The following is a 22681-nucleotide window of genomic DNA, read 5'->3' on the forward strand; positions in this document are numbered from 1 at the left end:
CAATGGGACAGCGCAACGAGGCGGGGCCCCGATGGCTCACGCCACCGAGGCCCCGCCTCTTGCTGCTGGTTGTGCTACTCGTCCGTGGTCGCTGCGGCGGTGCCAGCGGCAGTGCCACCCAGGTCGGCCGGCACGGCGTCCGGAACTTCGACCGGCTTGTCCGCGCCTCGGAAGACGAGCTTGGACTTGTCGATGTCGTTCGGGTCGCCCTCGCAGTCCACCACAACGATCTGACCGGGGGTCAGCTCGTTGAACAGGATCCGCTCGGAGAGGTTGTCCTCGATGTCGCGCTGGATCGTGCGACGAAGCGGACGGGCACCGAGCACCGGGTCGAAGCCCTTCGCCGCCAGGTACTTCTTGGCGTTGTCGGTCAGCTCCAGACCCATGTCCTTGTTGCGCAGCTGGCCCTCGATCCGCTGGATCATGATGTCCACGATCGAGAGGATCTCGCTCTGGCGCAGCTGGTGGAAGACGATGGTGTCGTCGATCCGGTTGAGGAACTCAGGCCGGAAGTGCTGCTTGAGCTCGTCGTTGACCTTCTGCTTCATCCGGTCGTAGTTGGACTCGGAGTCCTCCGACTGCTGGAAGCCCAGCGACACCGCCTTGGCGACGTCACGGGTGCCCAGGTTGGTGGTCAGGATGATGACCGTGTTCTTGAAGTCCACGATCCGACCCTGACCGTCGGTGAGCCGACCGTCCTCGAGGATCTGGAGCAGCGTGTTGAAGACGTCCGGGTGGGCCTTCTCGATCTCGTCGAAGAGGACCACCGAGAACGGCCGACGCCGTACCTTCTCGGTCAGCTGCCCGCCCTCGTCGTAACCGACGTAGCCGGGAGGGGCACCCACGAGCCGGGAGACCGTGTAGCGGTCGTGGAACTCGGACATGTCCAGCTGGATGAGGGCATCCTCGCTGCCGAAGAGGAACTCGGCGAGCGCCTTGGACAGCTCGGTCTTACCGACACCGGACGGACCGGCGAAGATGAACGAGCCCGACGGGCGCTTCGGGTCCTTCAGGCCGGCCCGGGTACGCCGGATCGCCTTCGAGACCGCCTTGACCGCGTCCTCCTGGCCGATGACGCGCTTGTGCAGCTCGTCCTCCATGCGCAGCAGGCGCGAGGTCTCCTCCTCGGTCAGCTTGTAGACCGGGATGCCGGTCCAGTTGCCGAGCACCTCGGCGATCTGCTCGTCGTCAACCTCGCTGACGACGTCCAGGTCACCGGCCTTCCACTCCTTCTCCCGCTGGGCCTTCTGGCCGAGCAGCTGCTTCTCCTTGTCGCGCAGCTGGGCGGCGCGCTCGAAGTCCTGCGCGTCGATCGCGGACTCCTTGTCGCGACGCACCTGGGCGATGCGCTCGTCGAAGTCACGCAGGTCTGGCGGCGCGGTCATCCGGCGGATTCGCATCCGGGCACCGGCCTCGTCGATCAGGTCGATCGCCTTGTCCGGCAGGAAGCGGTCGGAGATGTACCGGTCGGCAAGCGTCGCGGCCGCCACCAGGGCGGCATCGGTGATCGAGACCCGGTGGTGCGCCTCGTACCGGTCGCGCAGGCCCTTGAGGATCTCGATGGTGTGCGCCAGCGACGGCTCACCCACCTGGATCGGCTGGAACCGGCGCTCGAGAGCGGCGTCCTTCTCCAGGTGCTTGCGGTACTCGTCGAGCGTGGTGGCGCCGATGGTCTGCAGCTCACCACGGGCCAGCATCGGCTTCAGGATGCTCGCGGCGTCGATCGCGCCCTCGGCGGCACCCGCACCCACCAGGGTGTGGATCTCGTCGATGAACAGGATGATGTCGCCGCGGGTGCGGATCTCCTTGAGCACCTTCTTGAGGCGCTCCTCGAAGTCACCGCGGTAGCGGGAACCGGCGACGAGCGCGCCGAGGTCGAGCGTGTATAGCTGCTTGTCCTTGAGAGTCTCGGGCACCTCGCCCTTGATGATCTTCTGGGAAAGCCCCTCCACCACGGCGGTCTTACCGACGCCGGGCTCACCGATCAGGACCGGGTTGTTCTTGGTACGGCGGGAGAGCACCTGCATGACCCGCTCGATTTCCTTCTCGCGCCCGATGACCGGGTCGAGCTTGCCCTCGCGGGCGGCCTGAGTCAGGTTGCGACCGAACTGGTCCAGCACCAGGCTGGTCGACGGCGCGGCCTCACCCGGCGCGGCGCCCGCCGCGGCAGGCTCCTTGCCCTGGTAGCCGGAGAGCAGCTGGATCACCTGCTGGCGGACCCGGTTGAGGTCGGCGCCGAGCTTGACCAGCACCTGGGCGGCAACGCCCTCGCCCTCGCGGATCAGCCCGAGCAGGATGTGCTCGGTGCCGATGTAGTTGTGGCCGAGCTGCAGCGCCTCGCGCAGCGACAGCTCCAGCACCTTCTTGGCCCGCGGCGTGAACGGGATGTGCCCGCTCGGCGCCTGCTGACCCTGGCCGATGATCTCCTCGACCTGCTGGCGGACGCCCTCCAGGGAGATGCCGAGGCTCTCCAGGGCCTTCGCCGCGACGCCTTCACCTTCGTGGATCAGGCCCAGCAGGATGTGTTCCGTACCGATGTAGTTGTGGTTGAGCATCCGGGCCTCTTCTTGGGCCAGGACGACAACCCGTCGCGCTCGGTCGGTGAACCGCTCGAACATGCCCTCGTGCTCCTCACGTGCCGTGCGCCTTGATGGTCAAGATCTTGGCGGGGCCGGTGCACGAACGTCCGGGACGGGCGTCCGTGCCTCCTTACTCTATCGTCGCTGACCGACTCAGCTGAGGTCGTGTGTCTCTGGTCTGGGTCGGTTCCACGTCGTTTTGGACAACCGTCCGCGCTCAGGAGGTGTTCCGGTAGTCCTGTCGCTACGCGCAGAGCGAAATCCGACTGGCACCACCAGAGCCCGATCCGGGCCTCGGAAGCGCTCCGGAAGCCCTCGGAGGGGTAACCGGGGTCGCTTCGACCGCCGCGCTCCGACCCTGGGGAAGGTTGTCCACAGGTTGTGGATAGTTGCTCCACTGGTTGTGGACAACGTCGGCGGGCGCGCAATGCTTCCCGGCCCCTGAGCTTCCGCCCGGACCCCGGAGACGGCGACGCCGGCCCGGAGAACTACTCCGGCCCGGCGTCGGTGTCGCCTGCGGTGGCGGCTGGCCACCAACCGCTGAAGGATCAGCGCTTCGCGTGGTACTCGTCAACGATCTCCTGCGGGATACGACCCCGGTCCGAGATGTCCTTGCCGGCCTTCTTGGCCCACTCCCGGATCGCCTTGTTCTGTTCCCGATCGGCGGTCGCGCCGCCCCGACCGCGGGCAGCACGCCCACCGATCACCACGCCGCCCCGGCCGACCTTGGTGCCGGCGCCCACGTACGAGGCAAAAGCGTCGCGCAATTTAGCGGCGTTGGCACTCGACAGGTCGATCTCGTACTGAACGCCGTCGAGGGCGAACTTGACGGTCTCGTCCGCGTCCCCGCCGTCCAGGTCATCGACCAGCTTGTGAATGATCTGCTTGGCCACGTCCCACATTCCTTTCGAGCAGGGCACTCCTGCTAACGAGAGCACAATAACCCCCGCACTGCTTGCCGCGTCAATAGGATGCCGTTACGGCGTGGGCGAGCCCGGGCGAGACTACTCGGGGCGGACCAACGGGAAGAGGATCGTTTCCCGAATTCCCAGGCCGGTCAGGGCCATCAACAGCCGGTCGATTCCCATTCCCATACCACCGGCCGGCGGCATTCCGTACTCCATGGCCCGGAGAAAGTCCTCGTCGAGACGCATCGCCTCGTCGTCGCCACGGGCCGCGAGCTGCGCCTGGGCCACCAGCCGCTCGCGCTGCACGACCGGGTCGACCAGCTCGGAGTACGCGGTGCCCAGCTCGAAGCCGAGCACGTAGAGGTCCCACTTCTCGGCCAGCCCGGGCTCACTGCGGTGGGCCCTGGTGAGCGGGCTGGTTTCCTCCGGGTAGTCCCGCACGAAGGTGGGCGCCACCAGGCCGGGGACGACCAGTTCCTCGAACAGTTCCTCGGCCAGCTTGCCCGGCCCCCACTTCGGGTCTACCGCCAATCCCACCTTGTCCGCGTACTCGACCAGGCGGGATCGGTCGGTGCGGACCGTGACCTCCTCGCCGAGCGCTTCGGAAAGCACGCCGAAGAGTGTCACCGAGCGCCACTCGCCACCCAGGTCGAACTCCCGCCCGTCGGCGTGGGTCACCACCATCGAACCGCTGACCGCGATCGCCGCCTGTTGCACGAGATTACGGGTCAGCTCAGCCATGGTGTCGTAGTCGCCGTACGCCTGGTACGTCTCCAGCATCGCGAACTCGGGTGAGTGCGAAGAGTCGACACCCTCATTACGGAAGTTGCGGTTGATCTCGAAGACGCTGTCGACGCCACCAACCACGGCACGCTTGAGAAACAGTTCCGGCGCGATTCGCAGATACAGATCGGTGTTCAACGCATTGCTGTGGGTCACGAACGGCCGGGCCGCCGCACCACCATGCAGCAGTTGCAGCATCGGCGTTTCCACCTCGATGAAGCCCTGCCCATGCAGTGAATCGCGCAGACTGCGCACCGCGGCGGCTCGGGTACGGACCATCTCGCGCGCCTGCGGCCGGACGATCAGGTCGACGTAACGCTGCCGGACACGGGCCTCCTCGGAGAGCGGCTTGTGCGCCACCGGCAACGGTCGCAGCGCCTTGGCCGTCATCTCCCACTGCTGTGCCAGCACCGACAACTCGCCCCGGCGGCTGGTGATCACCTCACCGGTGACGCCGACGTGGTCGCCGAGGTCGACAAGGCGCTTCCACGCCTCCAGCCGCTCCGGCCCCACCCGGTCCAGGGAGAGCATCGCCTGCAACTCGGTGCCGTCGCCGTCGCGCAGGGTCGCGAAGCACAGCTTGCCCGTGTTGCGTACGAAGATCACGCGACCGGTGACCGCGACCTGGTCGCCGGTCGCGGTGTCGGTCGGCAGGTCGGCGTAGCGGGTCCGGACCTGCGCCAGGGTGGTGGTCCGGGCAAAGCCGACAGGGTAGGGCTCGACGCCCTCGGCGAGCATCCGGTCCCGCTTCTCCCGGCGGACCTTCATCTGCTCGGGAAGGTCGTCGGCGGGGTCCACTGGCACGGCGTTCTGCTCGCTCACGGCACGCTTCCTCGTCACGAAGATTACGGGGGGTCAGGGCCGAGCGTACTCAAGCGCTCAGGTGGTCGTTATCGGATAACCTGCCCGCCATGGTGGATCACACTCAGGCGCTCTCGTTCGGCGCGGCCGCTGCCGAATACGACCGGTTTCGGCCCCGCTATCCGGTCGAGGCCGTGCGGTGGGCGCTCGACGGGTTGGGCGGCTCCGCCTGGGTCGTCGACCTGGGAGCGGGCACCGGCATCCTCACCCGGGGGGTGCTCGCCCTCGGCCACCAGGTGACCCCGGTGGAGCCGGACCCCGGGATGCGCGCCCAACTGGACGCCGCCACCCCCGGCACCCGCTCGCTGGCCGGCGGCGCCGAGTCGCTACCGCTGCCGGACGGCGTCGCGGACGCCGTGGTGGTGGGGCAGGCGTACCACTGGTTCGACAGGGAGCTGGCGCACGCCGAGATCGCGCGGGTGCTCCGGCCGGGCGGGACGTTCGCCCCCATCTGGAACCTTCGGGACGATCGGGTGGGCTGGGTCGCCGAACTGGGCCGGATCGCCCACCTGGGGGACAACGCCGGCAACGTGGTCGAGAGGTACACCGACTTCGGCCCCGCGTTCGGGTCGATCGAGCTGGGCGAGTTCACCCACCACACAGCGCTCACGTCGGACGAGCTGATCGCGATGCTGCACACCCGCTCGTACTGGCTCACCGCCTCGGCCGAGCGGCGGGAGACGATCGACAGGCAGCTTCGGGAGCTTTTCGCCACCCACCCCGACCTGGCCGGGCGCGCGACAGTGGAGCTGCCGTACCGCACGATCGTGCTGCGCGCTCGGCGGCACTGAGGCCCTGCCTGGCGGCCATCCCCCGGGCGGGCGGCCGGGGCTCACAGGTTGCGGTCGTAGACCATCCGGAGGCCGATCAACGTGATCATCGGCTCGTGGTGGGTGATGGTGCGGCACTCGTTGATCACCAGGGACGCCAGGCCGCCGGTGGCGATCACCGCCTTCACCTCGCCCAACTCCTCGGTCATCCGCTCGACGATGCGGTCCACCTGCCCGGCGAACCCGAAGTAGAGGCCGGCCTGGAGGCACTCCACGGTGTTCTTGCCGATCACCGAACGGGGCTTGGTGGCCTCGACCTTGCGCAGCTGGGCCGCGCGGGCGGCAAGGGCGTCGAAGGAGATCTCGATGCCCGGGGCGAACGCCCCGCCGAGGAACTCACCCCGACCGCTGATCACGTCGAAGTTGGTGGTGGTGCCGAAGTCCACAACGATCGACGGCCCGCCGTACAGGGCGTACGCGGCCAGGGTGTTCACCACCCGGTCGGCGCCCACCTCCTTCGGATTGTCGATCGCCAACTGCACCCCGGTCCGCACGCCCGGTTCGACGATCACGCTCGGCAGGTCGGCGTAGTAGCGACCGAGCATGGTGCGCAGCGAGCGCAGCGCGGCCGGCACTGTCGAGCAGGCGGCCACACCGGTGATCTCGACGTTGTCCCCGGCGAGCAGGCCCCGGAACATGAGGCCCAACTCGTCCGCCGTCGAGCGGGCATCGGTCTTGATCCGCCAGGAGTGCACCAGCTTGTCGCCGTCGAAGGTCGCCAGCACGGTGTTGGTGTTTCCGATGTCGATGCAGAGCAGCACGCACGCAGCCTAGACAACGACCGTACGGGCGGGTGCGGACCGGGCGACGGACCGTATCCTTGTCGTATCGCGACATGAGCATGGATCAATCCACGGCGCGACCGGACGGGGAGCGGACATGTCGGGGACGTGGTGGATGCGGGGCCGTAACACCCTGCGCCGGCGTCGGCGACACGTGCTGGTGCTCGTGGCGTTGGCCGGCGGCGCCATCTGGATGATCGTGCAGGCCTGGCGGGCGTCCGTTCGGGAGAGCGGCAGCTTCGCCGGCGACCTCTACCTCAACATCGGCGCCGCTCTGATCATGACGCTGCTGACGTACGTGGTGCTCAACCCGCTCTTCCGCGAACTCCAGACGGTAAGCATCATCGAGCACCCCCGACTGGACCGGGACGCCCTCATCGAACGGGTCGCCCAGTCCCGGGAGATCGTGGCCATCCTGGAGACCTGGACCAGCATGCTGGAAGGTCCGTACGCGGCCCGGTTCGTCGCCGCGTTGCGCTCCGCGCTCGCCAACGGCGCCGTGGTCAAGGTGTTGCTGCTCGACCCGGACTCGCCGGCGGTCCGGCTGCGCGGCGAGGAGCTGCGCCGGCGGGACGCCTCGGTCGCCATCCTCAACAACCTGTGGCACCTCGCGCGGCTCAGCGAGGAGTTGCCCGAGTCGGCCCGCGCCCGGCTCCAGGTCCGGGTCTACAGCGCCGCCCCCTCCGTCCAGATGTACCGCTGGGACGGGAAGGCCTTCATCTCGTTCTTCCCGGTGCAGGGCAGCACCTTCGACACCCAGCAGATCGAGGCGTTCGTCTCGACCCCGCTCGGCGAGTTCGTCGACGACCGGTTCGCCGAACTCTGGGACACCGCTCCGCTGGAGGACCTGGCGGCCTGCCTCACGCTGCGCCTCTGCCTGCGCCAGGCCGGTCGGGATCTGGAAACCTGCGACGCGCTCTACGTACGCTCCGACGGCGACTGGTACATCGCCGGCACCGACCTGGTGCGCAACGGGCCCGGCACGGCCTGGCCGGGCTCACCGCCGTGCTGGACCGGCCCGAGGCGGCCGGCGAGATCTTCGCCATCGGTGAGGCCGACGAGCTGCCGCCGGAGATCTACAACCGGGTGCTGGAGCTGTTCCGCGCCAAATACGGTCTGGATGGCCGGCAGGACACCGAGAACCGGGTGATCTTCAACCTGGCCGCCAGCTCGCTCACCACCGTCTGAGACGCCGACCCGAGCCCGCTACCCGGTCCGCAGGTCCAGGGCGATGTCCAGGATCGGCGACGAGTGGGTCAACGCCCCCACCGAGAGGAAGTCGACGCCGGTGGCCGCGTACCGGCCCGCCACCTCCAGGGTCAACCCGCCGGTCGCCTCCAGCTCGGCCCGGTCACCCACGGCGGCCACCGCCTCGGCCAACACCTCCGGCGTCATGTTGTCGCAGAGCAGGAAGTCCGCCCCGGCCTCCACCGCCTCCACCGCCTCGTCGACGGTGGTCACCTCGACCTGCACCGGCACCTCCGGGAACGCCTCCCGGACCCGCCGGTACGCCGCCGTGATGCCGCCGGCCGCCAGCTTGTGGTTGTCCTTGATCATGGCCACGTCGTAGAGGCCCATCCGCTTGTTGGTGCCCCCGCCGGCGCGCACCGCGTACTTCTCCAGCGCCCGCAGGCCCGGCGTCGTCTTGCGGGTGTCCAGCACCATCGCCTTCGTGCCGGCCAGGGCGTCCGCCCAGGCACGGGTGTGGGTGGCCACCCCGGACATCCGGCAGAGCAGGTTCAGCGCCGTCCGCTCGGCCGTCAGCAGCAGCCGGGTCGGCCCGGTCACCGTCGCCAGCACCGCACCGCGGGCCACCCGCTCGCCGTCGCGGGCCAGCACCGACACCTCGACGGTACGACCGAAGCCGGTCACCTCGCCCACCAGCTCGAACACGGTGGCAGCCACGGCCATCCCGGCCAGCACACCATCCGCGCGGGCCACCAGGTCGGCGGTGTCGGTCTGCTCCGCCGGAATGGTGGCCACGCTCGTGACGTCCAGGTAGTCGGGGCCCAGATCCTCGACCAGCGCGGCTTCGATCACCTGCCGCACCTGCGCCGGATCCAGCCCGGCCGCCCGCAACGCCGCCTCTGTCGACCCCGTCATGAGTTCCCCTCCCACTGTTGGCCCACCCGGCCCTCCGCCCCGACCGACCCGACCAGGTGACCCAGCCACCGCTCGTCGGCCGTCGGGAAGTCCTCCCGCCAGTGGCAACCCCGGGTCTCACCACGTGCGTACGCGGCGGCAACCAGCGTCGACGCCACGGTGAGCAGGTTGGTGGCCTCCCAGTCGGCGGTCCGGGGTCGGCCCCGGGCGACGCCCACCTCCCGCAGCGTCCCGGCCGTCTCGGCAAGCGTCGCCGCGGATCGGAGCACCCCGGCACCCCGGGTCATCGCCCGTTGCAGGGTCGGCGTCGCCGCCGCGGGCAGCACCCAGCCCGCGCCGCCACGCCAGGCGCCGGTGTCCGCCGGCTGAACCTGCTCGGGCAGGCCGGCCGCGATGTCCTCGGCGATCCGCCGGGAGAAGACCAGACCTTCCAGCAGCGAGTTGCTGGCCAGCCGGTTCGCGCCGTGCACCCCCGTGCAGGCCACCTCGCCGCAGGCGTACAGGCCGGGGATCGAGGTGCGACCGCGCAGGTCGGTGCGGACACCGCCGGAGGCGTAGTGGGCGGCCGGCGACACCGGGATCAGGTCCGTCGCCGGGTCCACCCCGATCGCCAGGCAGGACGCCACGATGGTGGGGAACCGGCCGGCCAGGAAGTCCCCACCCAGGTGCCGAGCGTCGAGGAAGACGTGGTCCGCGCCGGTGGCCAGCAACACCCGGTGGATGCCCTTGGCCACCACGTCCCGGGGTGCCAGCTCGGCCAACTCGTGCTGGCCCACCATGAACCGCTTGCCGTCGGCGTCCACCAGGTACGCGCCCTCGCCGCGCAGCGCCTCGGAGACCAGCGGCTGCTGCGCGTGCCCGGCACCGGGCACCCCCGCGCCGGGCGGGGCGAGCAGGGCGGTCGGGTGGAACTGGACGAACTCCACGTCGGTCACCGCGGCGCCGGCCCGCATCGCCAGCGCCACCCCGTCGCCGGTGGAGACCGCCGGATTGGTGGTGGCCGCGAAGATCTGCCCCATGCCACCGGTGGCGAGCACCACCGCCCGGGCCAGCAGCGCGCCGACGCCGTCCTCGCTGCCCTCGCCCAACACGTGCAGGGTGATTCCGCAGGCCGGGCCGAGCCCGTCCGGGCCGTCGCCCGGCGCGCGCAGCAGGTCCAGGACCAGGGCGTGTTCGACAAGTCGGATCCACGGGTCGCGCTGCACCGCGGCGTGCAGCGCGCGCTGCACCTCCGCGCCGGTGGCGTCACCGCCGGCGTGCACGATCCGGTCCGCCCGGTGCCCGCCCTCGCGGGTCAGCATCAACGAGCCGTCCGGGTGGCGATCGAACTCGGCGCCGATGCGCATCAGCTCCCGCAGCCGGGTCGGGCCCTCCTCGACGAGCACCCGGACCGCCGCCGGGTCGCAGAGCCCGACCCCGGCGATCTCGGTGTCGCGGGCGTGCGCCGCCGGGGTGTCCGTCGGGTCGAGCACGGCGGCGATGCCGCCCTGCGCCCACCGCGTCGAGCCGTCGTCGATGTTGACCTTGGTGACCACCGTGACGTGCAGGCCCGCCTCACGCAGGTGCAGCGCCGCGGTCAACCCGGCCACCCCGGAACCCACAACGATCACGTCGGTGGTCTCCACCCAGCCGGGCGCGGGCGCGGCCAGCAACGCGGGCAGGGCCGGCAGGTCGACTGTCGGAACGTCCATCCCCCCAGTCAACCCGAACCGTCCTCGCTCGGGGCGGCGGGGGCGGGACGAGTGTTTTGGGCTACCCCGTCCGCGCCGCGCCGGCCGTCAGCCCGTCGTCACTTCGTCCGGACCGGAAGGCCGGCCGGGCCCGCGCCCTTCAGCGAGGCGGTCACCGTACGGTCGCTGAGCCACAGGTAGCAGCGGACGCCCCGGTCACCGACCCGCCAGCGCCCCGCACCCGGGGGCCGGACCACCAACCCGCTGCGAAAGCGCAGGTGGACGTCGTCCGGCACGCCCACGTACCGGCCCAGGACGCCACGGCACCCGTTGTACAGCGGCGCCCAGTCGGCGTCCCGGGTCGGGTACGCCATGTCCGGCGCGCGCCACACCCCGACGAACTCGGCGTCGTGCTGTTGCGCGCACGCCACCGGGGTCAGCGTCTGCACCCCCGCGCCGGCCGCGGTGCGGGTCTGCTGGCAACCGAGCCGCAGCCCGGCCGGCCCCTTCAACGCGTCCCGCAGGCTGCCCGACCGGACCACCACGGTGGCCGCGGCCTCGACAGTCGTCAGCTCGGTGAGATCGCACCGGAACCACCGGGAACCGGCCGCCCAGCCCGGCCCGGAGGGCAACGCCACCGAGAGCCGCAGCCGGCCGGCCCGCCAGTCGTCGCCCACGTACCCGGTCGCCCGGGTGTCGCACTCGGTGAACGCGCCCCGCAACTCCGCCGAGCCACCCGCCGGCGCGCTCGCCCGTTCGACGGGAAACGCCCCCACATGCACCGTTTCCAGCCGATGTGGGCCGGCGCAGTCCACCGGCTCGTAGGCGGCCAGGGTCACCACATCGGTGAAGTCGGCGGCCTGGCAGACACCGGCGGCCGGGGTGAACGCCGACGGCGTCGGCAGCGCCGCCCAGTCGTCGGTCAGGTCACCGTCCAGGTCACCGGACCCGGCGCAGCCCACCAGCAGCACCGCCGTCACGGCAGCGGCGAACACGGTCGTCCTGGCACTGCGCATAGCGGCCTCCCCCAGCCACCGACCGGCTTTCGCCAGCGCGCCAAGGGTAACCGGAAATGACCTTCCGGTGACAGACCGGAATCGCCTCGCGCGGGATCAGACTCCGGACACGGCCAGCGGGCTGGGCACCGGGTGACCGGCCGTGCCGGGTGCCACAGCGGCCGGGTCGGCACCCAACTCGATCACCCGGTTGTCGGCGTCCACGTGCACCACCCGCGGCCGGTACGACCGGGCCTCGGCATCGTCCATCTGGCCGTACGAGATCAGGATGACCAGGTCACCGGGGTGCACCAGGTGCGCGGCGGCACCGTTGATGCCGATCACTCCGCTGCCCCGCACGCCGGGAATAACGTACGTCTCCAGCCGTGCGCCATTGGTGATGTCCACGATCGCCACCTGCTCGCCGGGGAGCAGGTCGGCGGCGTCGAGCAGGTCCTCGTCCACCGTCACCGAACCGACGTAGTGCAGGTCGGCCTGGGTCACCGTGGCCCGGTGGATCTTCGACTTGAGCATGGTCCGCAGCATCGGGGTGGCCTTTCAACGAAGGTGGTGAAGGGTGGTGCGGTCCGGTCAGGGGCGGGGGGCGAGGTGGATCGCCGCGTTGTCGATCAGGCGGGTGGCGCCCACCCACGCGGCGATCACCAGCCGCGCCGGCCCGGCGACCGGCCCCGGCTCCAACTCGGGGTCGGTGAGCACCAGGTAGTCGAGGCGGGCGCCCGGCGTACCGGCGCCGAACGCGACGTGCGCGGCGGTCAGCACCGCGCCCGCGTCCCGGCCGTCCTCGGCGGCCCGCGCGCCGGCCCGCAACGCGGCGGACAGACTCAGCGCCGCGGCCCGCTCCGACTCGCTCAGGTAGCGGTTGCGGCTGGACAGCGCCAACCCGTCCGGCTCCCGAACGGTCGGCACGCCGACCACCTCGACGGGCACGTCCAGGTCCCGGGTCATCCGCCGGACCAGGGTGAGCTGCTGGTAGTCCTTCTCGCCGAAGAACGCCAGGTCCGGCCGGGTGAGCTGGAGCAGCTTCAGCACCACGGTGAGCACCCCGTGGAAGAAGCCGGGGCGGCTCGCGCCCTCCAACTCCGCGCCGAGCGGGCCCGGGTCGAGGCGTACGCGGGGCTGGCCGTCCGGGTACATGTCCGCCACCGACGGGGCGAAGACGAGATCCGCGCCAGCCCGCCGGCACACCTCCAGATCGGCGTCGAGGGTGCGCGGATAGCGGTCGAAGTCCTCGTTCGGCCCGAACTGCAACGGGTTCACGAAGATCGTCACCAGCACGTGGTCGGCCTGTTTCCGGGCCGCCCGCAGCAACGTCTCGTGCCCGGAGTGCAGCGCGCCCATCGTCATCACCACGCCGACAGTGCCCTTCAGCCCGGCCCGGGCCTCGGCCAGCTCGGCGCGCGAGTGTACGAGCTGGGTCATGCGGCCACCTCCCGGGCGGTGTCGGCGAGCACACCGAGCAGCGACTGCGCGTCCACCGGCCGTAGCCGGCCGGCGGCGATCGCCCGGTCGGCGGTACGCCGGGCCAACGCGAGATAGGCGGGGACGGATTCCGGCGCGGTGGCGGCCAACCGGGCCAGGTGCCGCTGGACGGTGCCCGCGTCGCCCCGGGACACCGGGCCGGTCAACGCGTCGTCACCGAGCCGCAGCGCGTTTTCCAGGGCGGCGCGCAGCAGCGGGGCGAGCACCTTCTCCGGCCGGGCCACGCCGGCGTCGCGCAGACGGTCGGTCGCCTCGTTCACGAGGGTCACCAGGTGGTTGGCACCGTGGGCCAGCGCGGCGTGGTAGAGCGGGCGGTCCGACTCGGCCACCCACTCGGGCACGCCACCCAGGTCGGCGACCAGCCGGGCAGCCAGCGGGCGCAGCTCCGCCGGGGCGGTCACCCCGTACGAGATGCCGGCCAGGCGGGCCAGGTCGTCCGGCGTACCGGTGAAGGTCATCGCGGGGTGCAGGGCGAGCGGCCGGGCACCGACCGCGGCGGCCGGCGTCAGCACGGTCAGGCCGTGTGCGCCGGAGGTGTGCGCGACCACCTGGCCGGGACGCAGCGCACCCCGGTCGGCGAGGTCGGTCACCACGCCGGCCAACGCGTCGTCCGGCACCGCGATCAGCAGCAGGTCGGCGGCGGCGTGGGCGACAGCGGCGGCCGGGCGGCGGGGCACCTCGGGCAGCAGCAGGGCGAGGCGGGCCCGGCTCGCCCCGGAGTCGCCGGTGACGGCGACCACGCGGTGCCCGGCGGCGACGAGTGCGGCGCCCAGGACGGCTCCGACCCGACCGGCGCCAACAACGCCGACGGTGAGCAGGCGGGAGGTGGCGGGGATGCCGGGAGCGGCGGACCCGGTCAGGTCGGCCGGACGCGGGCGCAGCGGTGCGCTCATGACAACGATCCAGTCCTCGAGCAGGGGTACCGGTCGATCGCAAGTATGCGCCCGGCCCGTCGAACCAGGACAAGCATGTGTGAAAACGTTCACCACCGAAGGAAGGGTTCCCTACGCCCGCCTCCGGTCGTCCCGGGGCCGTTACAGACGAGCACGTGGCGGCGGCGGTGTGGGACGCGGGTGTGCGGCGCCGAAGGGGGTCAGGGCGTGGCCCCCGGGGCCGACGTGATCGCGCGGAGTTCGGCGGCCACCTCGGCGATCAGGTCGGCCAGCGAGGCGTCGCCGTCGGCTGCGACCCAGCGCGCGTACGCGACGCGGAAGACCGTGACGCCGGACTCGGTGGCCAGCGTGGCAGTGCTCTCGCCGAGCCCTCTGGCCCGCAGGGCGGCGGTGACCGCGGCCACCAGCGAGCCCGTCTTGCGCAGCTCGCGCTCCTGCAACTCGGGGCTGCTCTCGATGATGGACTGGCGCATCCGGACCAGTTCGCGGCGGTCGGCGAAGATTTCCACAGCCACCTGACGGAAGCCGGCCACGACCGCCTCGAAGGGGGCCGCGTCCGTCTCGGCCACCGCCTTGACCAGGATCTCCTCCAGCTCCCCGCTGCCGCTGAAGAGCGCTTCCCGCTTGTCGCCGAAGAGTCGGTAGAAGGTGCGCTTGTCCAGGCCGGCCCGGGCGGCGATGTCGGCGACAGTGGTCTGTTCGAAGCCGCGCTCCCGGAACAGCTCGAAGGCGGCCGCCGCCAGGCGGCCGCGCGCGTCCGGTTGCCAGCGGGCCATCCGCCGATGGTATCTGATGTCACATGGCGACATTATTTCCGGCCGAGCCATGTCATCTTGCGACATGACGAGCTACGGTCATGTCGCAAGATGACATCGCTTCCTCGGAAGGAACCACAATGCGCGTATTCGTCACCGGCGCCTCCGGCCACGTCGGCTCCGCCGTCGTACCGGCACTGCTCGCCGCCGGACACGACGTCGTCGGCCTGGCCCGCTCCGACACGTCCGCCGCCGCCATCGAAAAGCTCGGCGCTCAGGCACACCGCGGCGACCTGACCGACCTCGACGTGCTCCGGGCCGCGGCGGCCGCCGCCGACGGGGTGATCCATCTGGCGTTCCGGCACGACCTCATGATCAGCGGCGACCTGGCCGGCGCCGCCTCGGCTGACCTGGGCGCCCTCACCGCACTCGCCGACGGCCTGGCCGGCTCCGGCAAGCCCCTGGTCGGCACGGGCGGCACCGCCATGCTGGTGATGGGCGGCATCGTCGGCCGGCACGGCACCGAACGCGACACCTTCGACAGCGGCGGCTACCGGATCGACGCGGAGAACTTCGTGGCCGGCCTCGACGCCCGCGGGGTGCGCGGCTCCGTCGTCCGGCTCGCGCCCACAGTGCACAGCTCACTCGACAGCAACGGCTTCATCACCGTCCTCGTGGCGGCGGCCCGGCGCAACGGCTACGCCGCGTACGTCGGCGAGGGCGCCAACCGGTGGCCGGCCGTGCACACGCTCGACGCGGCCCAGCTCTTCCGGCTCGCCCTGGAAAAGGCCCCGGCCGGTGCGCGCCTGCACGGCGCCGCCGACGAAGGAGTCCCCTTCCGGCAGATCGCCACCGCCATCGGCCGCAACCTCGGCCTGCCGGTCCGCAGCATCAGCTCCGCCGAGGCGAGCGACTACTTCGGCTTCCTCGGGCAGTTCGCGCAGCTGGACAACCCGACGTCATCGGCGATCACGCGCGAACTGCTGGGCTGGACCCCCACGCACCCCGGCCTGATCGCCGACCTGGACGACGGGCACTACTTCCAGGTCTGACGTCACGGGTCGGCTGGCCACGGCGTGGCCGTACTGTCGGCCGGGTGACGCCTTCCGAACCCGCGCCGCACTGATGTCGATCCTGTGGCGCGACGCGATGAGCCAGGCCCTCTACGGGCCGGACGGCTTCTTCGTCGCCGGCACCGGACCGGCCGACCACTTCCGGACCAGCGTCCACGCCTCCCCGGCGTTCACCGGCGCGCTGCTGCGCCTGCTCGCGCAGGTCGACGCGGCCCTCGGCCACCCCGACCGACTCGACGTGGTCGACGTGGGCGCTGGTCGAGGTGAGTTGCTCCGCACGCTGCTCCGCCTGGTGGCGGCCGGGGACACCGCCGGGCCCGCGGTGGGCGGCGACCCGTCGTCGACAGCGGTCCATCCGTCGCTCGCCAAACGCCTGCGCTGCACAGCCGTCGAGTACGCCGCCCGCCCGGAAAACCTGACCGAAGAGATCAACTGGGTGTCCGAGATCCCCGGGCACCTCGCTGGACTGTTGATCGCCACCGAGTGGCTGGACAACGTGCCACTGGACGTGGGGGTGCACACCACCGACGGCTGGCGGTACGTGCTTGTCGACCCCGGGACCGGCGCGGAGACGATCGGTGAGCAGGTCAGCCCTGCTGATCGGGACTGGCTCACGAGGTGGTGGCCGCCCAGCTCGCCGGCCACCGACGGTGTCCCGGGTCCGACCTCCACCGCGGCGGGCGGCGGGGCTCGGCGCAGCGGCCACCAGCGGGCCGAGATCGGCCGGACCAGGGACGCGGCGTGGGCCACCGCGATCCGGAAGATCGACCGAGGGCTGGCCGTGGCTGTCGACTACGGGCACCTGAGGGCGGACCGGCCCGTCGACGGGACGTTGACCGGGTACCGGGCCGGGCGGCAGGTGCCCCCGGTGCCGGACGGGTCGAGTGACATCACCGCCCACGTCGCCATGGACTCGGTCGCCTCCGCCGGCGCGGCGGTCGCCCGGTGTGCGTACTCCCTGGTCTCGCAGCGGGAGGCGCTGCGGGCGCTCGGGGCCGACGGCGGCCGACCGCCGCTGAGCATGGCCGGCACCGACCCGGCGGGGTACGTGCGGGCGCTGGCCGCCGCGTCGGCGGTGGCCGAGCTGACCGACCCGGCCGGGCTCGGCGGGCACCTGTGGCTGCGCCAACCGGTCGGCATCCCGCTCGGCCCGGCCGTGGCACGATGACGGGCATGACCACCGACGCCGGGGACCTCCGTGAACTGACCGTCGGCACCGGGGCCGGCCTGGTCGCCGGCACCGGCGACCAGCAGCTCGGCACCGACATGGTGCTGAACATCGGCCCGCAGCACCCCTCGACGCACGGTGTGCTGCGGCTCAAGCTGGTGCTCGACGGTGAGCGGGTGGTCTCCTGCGAACCGATCGTCGGCTACATGCACCGGGGCGCGGAGAAGCTCTTCGAGGTGCGCGACTACCGGCAGATCATCGTGCTGGCCAACCGGCACGACTGGCTCTCGGCGTTCTCCAACGAGCTGGGTGTGGTGCTCGCTGTGGAACGCCTGATGGGCATGGAGGTGCCGGAGCGGGCCACCTGGCTGCGGATGGCCCTCGCCGAGCTGAACCGGGTGCTCAACCACCTGATGTTCCTCGGCTCCTACCCGCTGGAGATCGGGGCGATCACGCCGATCTTCTACGCCTTCCGGGAACGGGAGACCATCCAGGCGGTGATGGAGGAGGTCTCCGGCGGCCGGATCCACTACATGTTCAACCGGGTGGGCGGCCTCAAGGAAGAGGTGCCGTACGGGTGGACCGGTCGGGCCCGCGCGGCGATCGGCGAGGTGCGCCGGCGGCTGCCCGACCTGGACCACCTGATCCGGCGCAACGAGATCTTCCTGGCCCGCACCGTGGGCGTGGGGGTGCTCTCCGCCGCCGACGCCGCCGCGTTCGGCGCGTCCGGTCCGGTGGCCCGCGCCTCCGGGCTCGACCTGGACCTGCGCCGCGACGACCCCTACCTGGCCTACGACGAGTTGGACGTGCCGGTGGTCACCAAGACCGCCGGCGACTGCCACGCCCGTTTCGAGGTGCTGCTCGACCAGGTGTACGCGTCGCTGGACCTTGCCGAGCAGTGCCTGGACCGGGTGGACCAGCTGACCGGGCCGATCAACACCCGACTGCCGAAGGTGCTCAAGGCGCCGGAGGGGCACACGTACGCCTGGACGGAGAACCCGCTCGGCATCAACGGCTACTACCTGGTGTCCCGGGGTGAGAAGACGCCGTGGCGGTTGAAGCTGCGCACCGCCTCGTACGCGAACGTGCAGGCGCTCGCCACCCTGCTGCCCGGCTGCCTGGTGCCGGACCTGATCGCGATCCTCGGTTCGATGTTCTTCGTGGTCGGCGACATCGACAAGTGACGCGAGCCGGCTGAGCGGTCAGCGCCAGCGGTCGCCGGGCGGGGCGCCACCGGCGCGCGGCGCGTCGTCCTGCGGCGGGTAGCCGTAGCGCTCGTCGACCCGGCGCCGACCGGGCCGCTCCGGCGCGGGTTCGGCCTGGTGACCGCGCGGGCGCGGCGGACGCCACTCGTCGGGCACCGGGACGCCGCCCGCCGGCAGCGCCGGCCGGTCCGCCGGCTCGGCCCGGCGGTACGACTCGCGCTCCGCACCCCGACGCGGCTCCCCGTAGCGGCCCGGCTCGTCCTGCTGGCGCGGCTCCCCGTAGCGGCGCGGCTCGTCCTGCTGGGGCGGCGGCTCCTCGTAGCGGCGCGGTTGCTCGTGCTGGCGGGGTTCCTCATGGCGGACCTCGGCCCAGCGGTCGGCCACCCGGTACTCGGTGCCGCTGGCGTCGGCGCGCACCTCGGCCCGGCGTTCACCGACCCGCAGCTCACGACCGTTCTCGTCGTCGCGGACGGCGGCCCACCGGTCCCCGGCCCGCAGCTGCGACCAGTACTCGCCGGTGTCGTCGGCCCGCAGCGCCGGACCGGGCTGCGGAGCGACAGCACCCGCCCGATCGCGCTGGTCCGACCAACCGCGATCGTCCGGGCCGTCCCAGGAACCCGAGGTCGACCGCTCCGGCGCGTGGTGGGACCTGTCGGCCGGGCCAGGCTCGTCGGGCTGGGCGTACGCGTCGCGCGGATCGGTCCACTCCGGCTCGTCGCGGCGACCTGTCCAGCCCGGCTCGGGTCCGTCAACGTCGGGCCCGTTCCGGTCGGCACCCCAACCCGACGCCTCCCGGCCGCCGCTCCACTCGGGCTCCGCAGCGGTCGGGGGCTGCGCCCCCCACGCGCGGTCGTCGCCGGGGCGGGCCCGGTCGTCGCCGGGGCGCCGGTCGTCGCCGTAGCCGGCTCGGGGGCGCTCCCCCGGCTCGCCCCTCGGCCGGGTAGCCGAGCGGGCACGCTCGTCCGCGCCGCCACCCCGGGTCCACTCCTGCGCCGGCGCGGTCCACCGGCTCGGATACTCGCCGTCGTAGCGTCCGGTCGGCTCGGCCGGCCCGCCGTCCACCACTGTGTGCCGGGTGGTGACGTGCACGGTTTCGGTGTGCCGGACCACCCCGACCGGCCGGTGCGCCGGCTCGGGGCGGTCGTGCTCCCGGGGACGGGCCGAGCCGTACGCGTTGTCGGCCGGCCGCGCCGCGCCGTACGTTCTCGCGGTCGCCCGCGGCTCGGCGGCCTCCCGCGGGTAGGCCGGCTCGTCGTCGTCCGGGTGCGGGGAACGGCCCCGCCGGGACGCGTCCTCCGGACCGGCCACTCGGGCCCGGCCCGGCGGTGCGTCACCCGGCGCCGAGACGCGGCTGCGGGCCACCGGCGCGGACTCCGCCGGCGGCTCGACGCTCGGCACCCGCGCCCGGCCGGGGCCCGGCGGCTCCGCGACCGGTGCGGCACCGACGGGAGCGGCGCCGGCGAGAGCGGCACCGGTGGCGTCCAGCCGCCGACGGACCGCCGCGATCCCCTCCTGTGCCCGGTGCGCCTGGTCGAGGGCCTGGCTGCCGCGCTGGGTGGCGGTCGCGATCTCGGTACGCAACTCCCGGCGCAGCTCCTCGATCTCATCCAGCAGTTCGTCGGCACGCGCACCCTCGCCGTCGGGCCGCAGCGCGATGGAGAGGCCGATCAGCACCACCGCGACGATGGCCAGCACCGCGGCGAAGCGCAGCGGGCCGTTACCGTCGGCGACCAGCAGGATCAGCGCCGCCACCGGCGCGAGAGCGACCCCCGCCCAGAAGAGCACGGTCAGCAGCGGTGGTTGACGCCGGACGTCAGAGGTGGCCGGGGCTGGCATGGATGTGCAGCCTACCGACGAGGTTCGCCGGAGGGAACGGGGTCCCGGGACGCGCGGACGCCCCCGCCCGGTCGGGGCGGGGGCGTCCTCAGCACGCCCGGAGAGGGCTCAGCTGGTGGCGAACGCGCCGTCCGAGGAGAAGATCAGGCCCACGCTGATCGAGCCGTCGCGCAGACCGCTCTTGGTCAGCGGCCCGCCCTGGTCCAGCGAGGAGAACTTGCCCACCGACAGCCCGTACGTCTTCTCCAGACCCGGCTTGCAGAACGGACGCTGCTCGCACTCCGGCGGGCCACCCAGCACCGTCGCGCTGCCGGAGCACTTCGCGGCCAACTCGGAGAGGGTCCGCACGCCGTACTTGTCGGCGAACGCCTGGGTGACGGCGAACGCGTTCTGGTCCTGGGCGGCGGCCGGGGCGCCGAAGGTGATGCCCACCTTGTCGCCCTGGGCCTTGAGCGCGGTCACCGTGGCGTTGATGTCGGGCGAGGAGACCGGCGGAGGAGTGCCACCCTTGTCCTTGGTGTTGAGGAACTCGGCCATTGTCGCCGCGTACTCCGGGACGACCTGGATCTCGCCCTTCTGCAGCGCCGGCTCGTACAGCTCACGGTTGCCGATCTGCTGCACCTTGACCTGGTAGCCGGCGGCGGTGAGCGCGATCCGGTACAGCTCGCCCAGAATCTGGCTCTCGGCGAAGTTGCCGGCGCCCACCGTGATGTCGCCGCCCGGACCCTTGGCGATGCCCGCGGTGAGGTTGTTGGCCGAGGCGAACTCCTCGGCCGCCACCTTCGGGGTCTTGCGCTCGTCGTTGACGGCCTTGTTGAGCTGGATCAACTTCGGCGTGTCGAGTGCCGCGGAGACCTTGTCCAAGGCCGCGATCAGCTGCGGGTTGGCCGCCTTGCTGTTCACCGCGGGGATGACGTTGTCGGAGTTCTGGAGCTTCTTGTCGTCCTGCAGAGCGATGAGCTGCTGGCCGGCGACCGGGGCGCATCCGGCGCCGGAGGCGCTCTGCTGCGGCGCGTCGGTGCCGGACGAGCCCTCCTTACCGCAGCCGGTGAGGAGCGCTGCCCCGGCGACGGCGCCGATTACGCCGATCGCCAGCCGTGTACGTGCGCGCATGTGCCCGCCTTCCGTGTCCCGGCGCGGCCCGTCCCGGGCCGGCCGCGTGTCCGACGGGCGATCCTGACTGTCGGCCGCCCGCGAATGTCCACCCAACATGCTCCGCGACCGACCGACAACTTGGGATGGACTTCGTCACCTCATCGTCACCGATCGGAAGGGCGTCGGTGGCCGGCTTGACCCGGGGCTCACCCGGACGAGTCAGGCGCTCCCGGTGGCGTCCGCGGGCCGGGGCCGACCCGTCCGTTGCCGTCCGCGCCGCAGCGGACGGGGGGTGACCAGGCGCTCGACTCCGCCGAGAACCACCTCGGCCAGCAGGGCGAGCCCGGCCACCAGCACGCCGCCGGCGACGATCTGCCCACCACCGGCCGCGATACCGATGCCGAAGCCGGTTCGGATGATCTGACCGAGGCCGCCGCCGTTGACGAACGAGGCAAGTGCGGCGGTCGCGATCACCTGGACTGCGGCGGTCCGGAAACCGGCGGCCAGGTAGGGCACCGCGAGCGGCAGCTCGACGCGGCGCAGCAACTGCCCGCCGGACAGGCCCATCCCCCGGGCCGCGTCGCGGGCCTCCGGGTCGACCTGTCGCACCCCGGTGTACGCGTTGGCCAGCAGCGGCGGCACGGCGAAGACGGCCAGCGCCACAACGACCGGCGTCCGCCCGAAGCCGCTGGCGAAGACCACCGGCAGGATGGTGAGCAGCGCCAGGGTGGGGATGGCCAGGGTGGCGTTGGAGATCACCACCACGAGGCCGCCGCCTCGGCCGAGGTGCCCCAGCCAGAGCCCCAGCGGCCAGGCCACCAGGCAGCCGAGCGCCACCGCCAGGGCCGAGATGGTCAGGTGCTCACCGAGCCGGTCCAGCATGCCGCCCGGGTTGGTCCAGTTCAGCGGGTCGTTGATCCAGGTGATCGCCTGGCCGATCGGATTTGCCGCGACGGTCACCGTGCCCTCCGGGCGGACCAGGGGGTCACCAGCCGGGCGACCAGGACGAGCAGGAGGTCGAGCACTACCGCGAGCGCCACGCAGAGCAGCGCGGCGGTCATGATCTCGGCCTTGTAGAGGTTGTTCTGGAAGCCCGCGAAGATCAACTGCCCGAGGCCACCATGCCCGACCAGCACACCGACGGTGACCAACGCCACAGTCGAGACGGTCGCCAGCCGCACGCCGGTCACGATGCCCGGAAGCGCCAGCGGCAGGTCGATCCGGAACAGCCGTCCCCACCGGCCGTACCCCATCCCCTCGGCGGCCTCGCCGACCTCCGGAGGCACCTGGTTGAGACCGGCCACCACGTTGCGCACTATCAACAGCAGCGCGTAGAGGACCAGCCCGACCAGCACTGTCGTGCTCCCGGTGCCCAGGTACGGCGCGATGAACGCGAAGAGCGCCAACGACGGGATGGTGTAGACGACCCCGCTGACGGCCAGGATCGGACCGGCGAGCGGCCGGAACCAGTACGCCAGCACGGACAACGGAAGCGCGATCAACACCGCCAGCAGCACCGCCCGCCCGGTGAGGGAGGCGTGTTCGCGCACGGCGGCGAGGATCGTGTCAGAGTTGTCCCGCACGTACTGCCAGGAGAACCAGGGGTTACCCGGGTCGGCCCGGTAGCTCAGGCGGAAGGACATAC

20 protein-coding genes are annotated in these 22681 nt (G+C 71.9%); 5 read left to right on the forward strand and 15 right to left on the reverse strand.

Annotated features, from left to right (window positions below):
• Positions 1 to 74: 74 nt before the first annotated feature.
• The 3 genes from ACQPWW_RS32500 to lysS all read right to left on the reverse strand — a co-directional run bounded on the left by ACQPWW_RS32500 (position 75) and on the right by lysS (position 5092).
• Positions 75 to 2618, reverse strand: coding sequence for an ATP-dependent Clp protease ATP-binding subunit (locus tag ACQPWW_RS32500; protein WP_433127624.1), 2544 nt, complete (start codon positions 2616 to 2618; stop codon positions 75 to 77).
• 509 nt (positions 2619 to 3127) lie between these two features.
• Positions 3128 to 3472 carry a histone-like nucleoid-structuring protein Lsr2 gene (locus ACQPWW_RS32505; RefSeq protein ID WP_110563841.1) on the reverse strand — a complete coding sequence of 115 codons (345 nt, stop codon included), beginning with the start codon at positions 3470 to 3472 and terminating at the stop codon, positions 3128 to 3130.
• A 111-nt stretch (positions 3473 to 3583) separates the two neighbouring features.
• Positions 3584 to 5092, reverse strand: coding sequence for a lysine--tRNA ligase (lysS, locus tag ACQPWW_RS32510; RefSeq protein ID WP_433127625.1), 1509 nt, complete (start codon positions 5090 to 5092; stop codon positions 3584 to 3586).
• A gap of 89 nt (positions 5093 to 5181) precedes the next feature.
• Here lysS and ACQPWW_RS32515 point away from each other — a divergent pair, with 89 nt between their 5' ends.
• Entirely contained in the window at positions 5182 to 5922 is a 741-nt protein-coding gene (locus ACQPWW_RS32515) for a class I SAM-dependent methyltransferase (protein WP_433127626.1), read from the forward strand.
• 41 nt (positions 5923 to 5963) lie between these two features.
• Here the strand turns inward: ACQPWW_RS32515 and ACQPWW_RS32520 are convergent, their stop codons facing one another.
• Complete coding sequence (locus ACQPWW_RS32520; protein ID WP_355032644.1) at positions 5964 to 6722, reverse strand: type III pantothenate kinase; 759 nt, start codon at positions 6720 to 6722, stop codon at positions 5964 to 5966.
• A gap of 118 nt (positions 6723 to 6840) precedes the next feature.
• On the opposite strand from ACQPWW_RS32520, the gene ACQPWW_RS32525 reads away from it, so the two are divergent.
• Positions 6841 to 7893, forward strand: a complete 1053-nt coding sequence (locus tag ACQPWW_RS32525) for a hypothetical protein (protein WP_433127627.1) — start codon at positions 6841 to 6843, stop codon at positions 7891 to 7893.
• 56 nt (positions 7894 to 7949) lie between these two features.
• Here the strand turns inward: ACQPWW_RS32525 and nadC are convergent, their stop codons facing one another.
• The 7 genes from nadC to ACQPWW_RS32560 all read right to left on the reverse strand — a co-directional run bounded on the left by nadC (position 7950) and on the right by ACQPWW_RS32560 (position 14680).
• Positions 7950 to 8846 carry a carboxylating nicotinate-nucleotide diphosphorylase gene (gene nadC / locus ACQPWW_RS32530; protein WP_433127628.1) on the reverse strand — a complete coding sequence of 299 codons (897 nt, stop codon included), beginning with the start codon at positions 8844 to 8846 and terminating at the stop codon, positions 7950 to 7952.
• Complete coding sequence (locus tag ACQPWW_RS32535) at positions 8843 to 10537, reverse strand: L-aspartate oxidase (protein ID WP_433127629.1); 1695 nt, start codon at positions 10535 to 10537, stop codon at positions 8843 to 8845. Before ACQPWW_RS32535 ends, nadC begins: the two co-directional genes overlap by 4 nt.
• A 98-nt stretch (positions 10538 to 10635) precedes the next feature.
• Positions 10636 to 11532, reverse strand: coding sequence for a septum formation family protein (locus ACQPWW_RS32540; RefSeq protein WP_433127630.1), 897 nt, complete (start codon positions 11530 to 11532; stop codon positions 10636 to 10638).
• A 96-nt stretch (positions 11533 to 11628) separates the two neighbouring features.
• Positions 11629 to 12057 (reverse strand): aspartate 1-decarboxylase, encoded by a 429-nt coding sequence (gene panD, locus ACQPWW_RS32545; RefSeq protein WP_433127631.1) that lies wholly within the window; start codon positions 12055 to 12057, stop codon positions 11629 to 11631.
• A 45-nt stretch (positions 12058 to 12102) separates the two neighbouring features.
• Positions 12103 to 12951: a pantoate--beta-alanine ligase gene (panC, locus tag ACQPWW_RS32550; protein WP_433127632.1), complete on the reverse strand. Its 849-nt coding sequence runs from the start codon at positions 12949 to 12951 to the stop codon at positions 12103 to 12105.
• Positions 12948 to 13904, reverse strand: coding sequence for a Rossmann-like and DUF2520 domain-containing protein (locus ACQPWW_RS32555; protein ID WP_433127633.1), 957 nt, complete (start codon positions 13902 to 13904; stop codon positions 12948 to 12950). The genes panC and ACQPWW_RS32555 overlap by 4 nt, the downstream gene beginning before the upstream one ends.
• A gap of 200 nt (positions 13905 to 14104) precedes the next feature.
• Positions 14105 to 14680 (reverse strand): TetR family transcriptional regulator, encoded by a 576-nt coding sequence (locus ACQPWW_RS32560; protein WP_433127634.1) that lies wholly within the window; start codon positions 14678 to 14680, stop codon positions 14105 to 14107.
• A 119-nt stretch (positions 14681 to 14799) separates the two neighbouring features.
• Between ACQPWW_RS32560 and ACQPWW_RS32565 the strand changes: the two genes are divergently transcribed.
• The 3 genes from ACQPWW_RS32565 to ACQPWW_RS32575 all read left to right on the forward strand — a co-directional run bounded on the left by ACQPWW_RS32565 (position 14800) and on the right by ACQPWW_RS32575 (position 18084).
• Positions 14800 to 15711, forward strand: a complete 912-nt coding sequence (locus ACQPWW_RS32565; protein WP_433127635.1) for an SDR family oxidoreductase — start codon at positions 14800 to 14802, stop codon at positions 15709 to 15711.
• 73 nt (positions 15712 to 15784) lie between these two features.
• Entirely contained in the window at positions 15785 to 16900 is a 1116-nt protein-coding gene (locus tag ACQPWW_RS32570) for an SAM-dependent methyltransferase (protein ID WP_433127636.1), read from the forward strand.
• Positions 16897 to 18084, forward strand: coding sequence for an NADH-quinone oxidoreductase subunit D (locus tag ACQPWW_RS32575; RefSeq protein ID WP_433127637.1), 1188 nt, complete (start codon positions 16897 to 16899; stop codon positions 18082 to 18084). Before ACQPWW_RS32570 ends, ACQPWW_RS32575 begins: the two co-directional genes overlap by 4 nt.
• Positions 18085 to 18102: 18 nt before the next feature.
• Here the strand turns inward: ACQPWW_RS32575 and ACQPWW_RS32580 are convergent, their stop codons facing one another.
• The 4 genes from ACQPWW_RS32580 to ACQPWW_RS32595 all read right to left on the reverse strand — a co-directional run bounded on the left by ACQPWW_RS32580 (position 18103) and on the right by ACQPWW_RS32595 (position 22679).
• A complete protein-coding gene (locus tag ACQPWW_RS32580; RefSeq protein ID WP_433127638.1) occupies positions 18103 to 19941 on the reverse strand; it encodes a hypothetical protein in 1839 nt (612 codons plus the stop codon).
• Positions 19942 to 20049: 108 nt separating this feature from the next.
• Positions 20050 to 21054 (reverse strand): glycine betaine ABC transporter substrate-binding protein, encoded by a 1005-nt coding sequence (locus ACQPWW_RS32585; RefSeq protein ID WP_433127639.1) that lies wholly within the window; start codon positions 21052 to 21054, stop codon positions 20050 to 20052.
• A 201-nt stretch (positions 21055 to 21255) separates the two neighbouring features.
• Positions 21256 to 21996: an ABC transporter permease gene (locus ACQPWW_RS32590; RefSeq protein ID WP_433127640.1), complete on the reverse strand. Its 741-nt coding sequence runs from the start codon at positions 21994 to 21996 to the stop codon at positions 21256 to 21258.
• Positions 21993 to 22679 carry an ABC transporter permease gene (locus ACQPWW_RS32595; protein ID WP_433127641.1) on the reverse strand — a complete coding sequence of 229 codons (687 nt, stop codon included), beginning with the start codon at positions 22677 to 22679 and terminating at the stop codon, positions 21993 to 21995. The genes ACQPWW_RS32590 and ACQPWW_RS32595 overlap by 4 nt, the downstream gene beginning before the upstream one ends.
• Positions 22680 to 22681: the final 2 nt, after the last annotated feature.

Origin of the sequence: Micromonospora sp. CA-240977, from assembly GCF_050942285.1 — a bacterium.
Lineage (GTDB): Bacteria > Actinomycetota > Actinomycetes > Mycobacteriales > Micromonosporaceae > Micromonospora.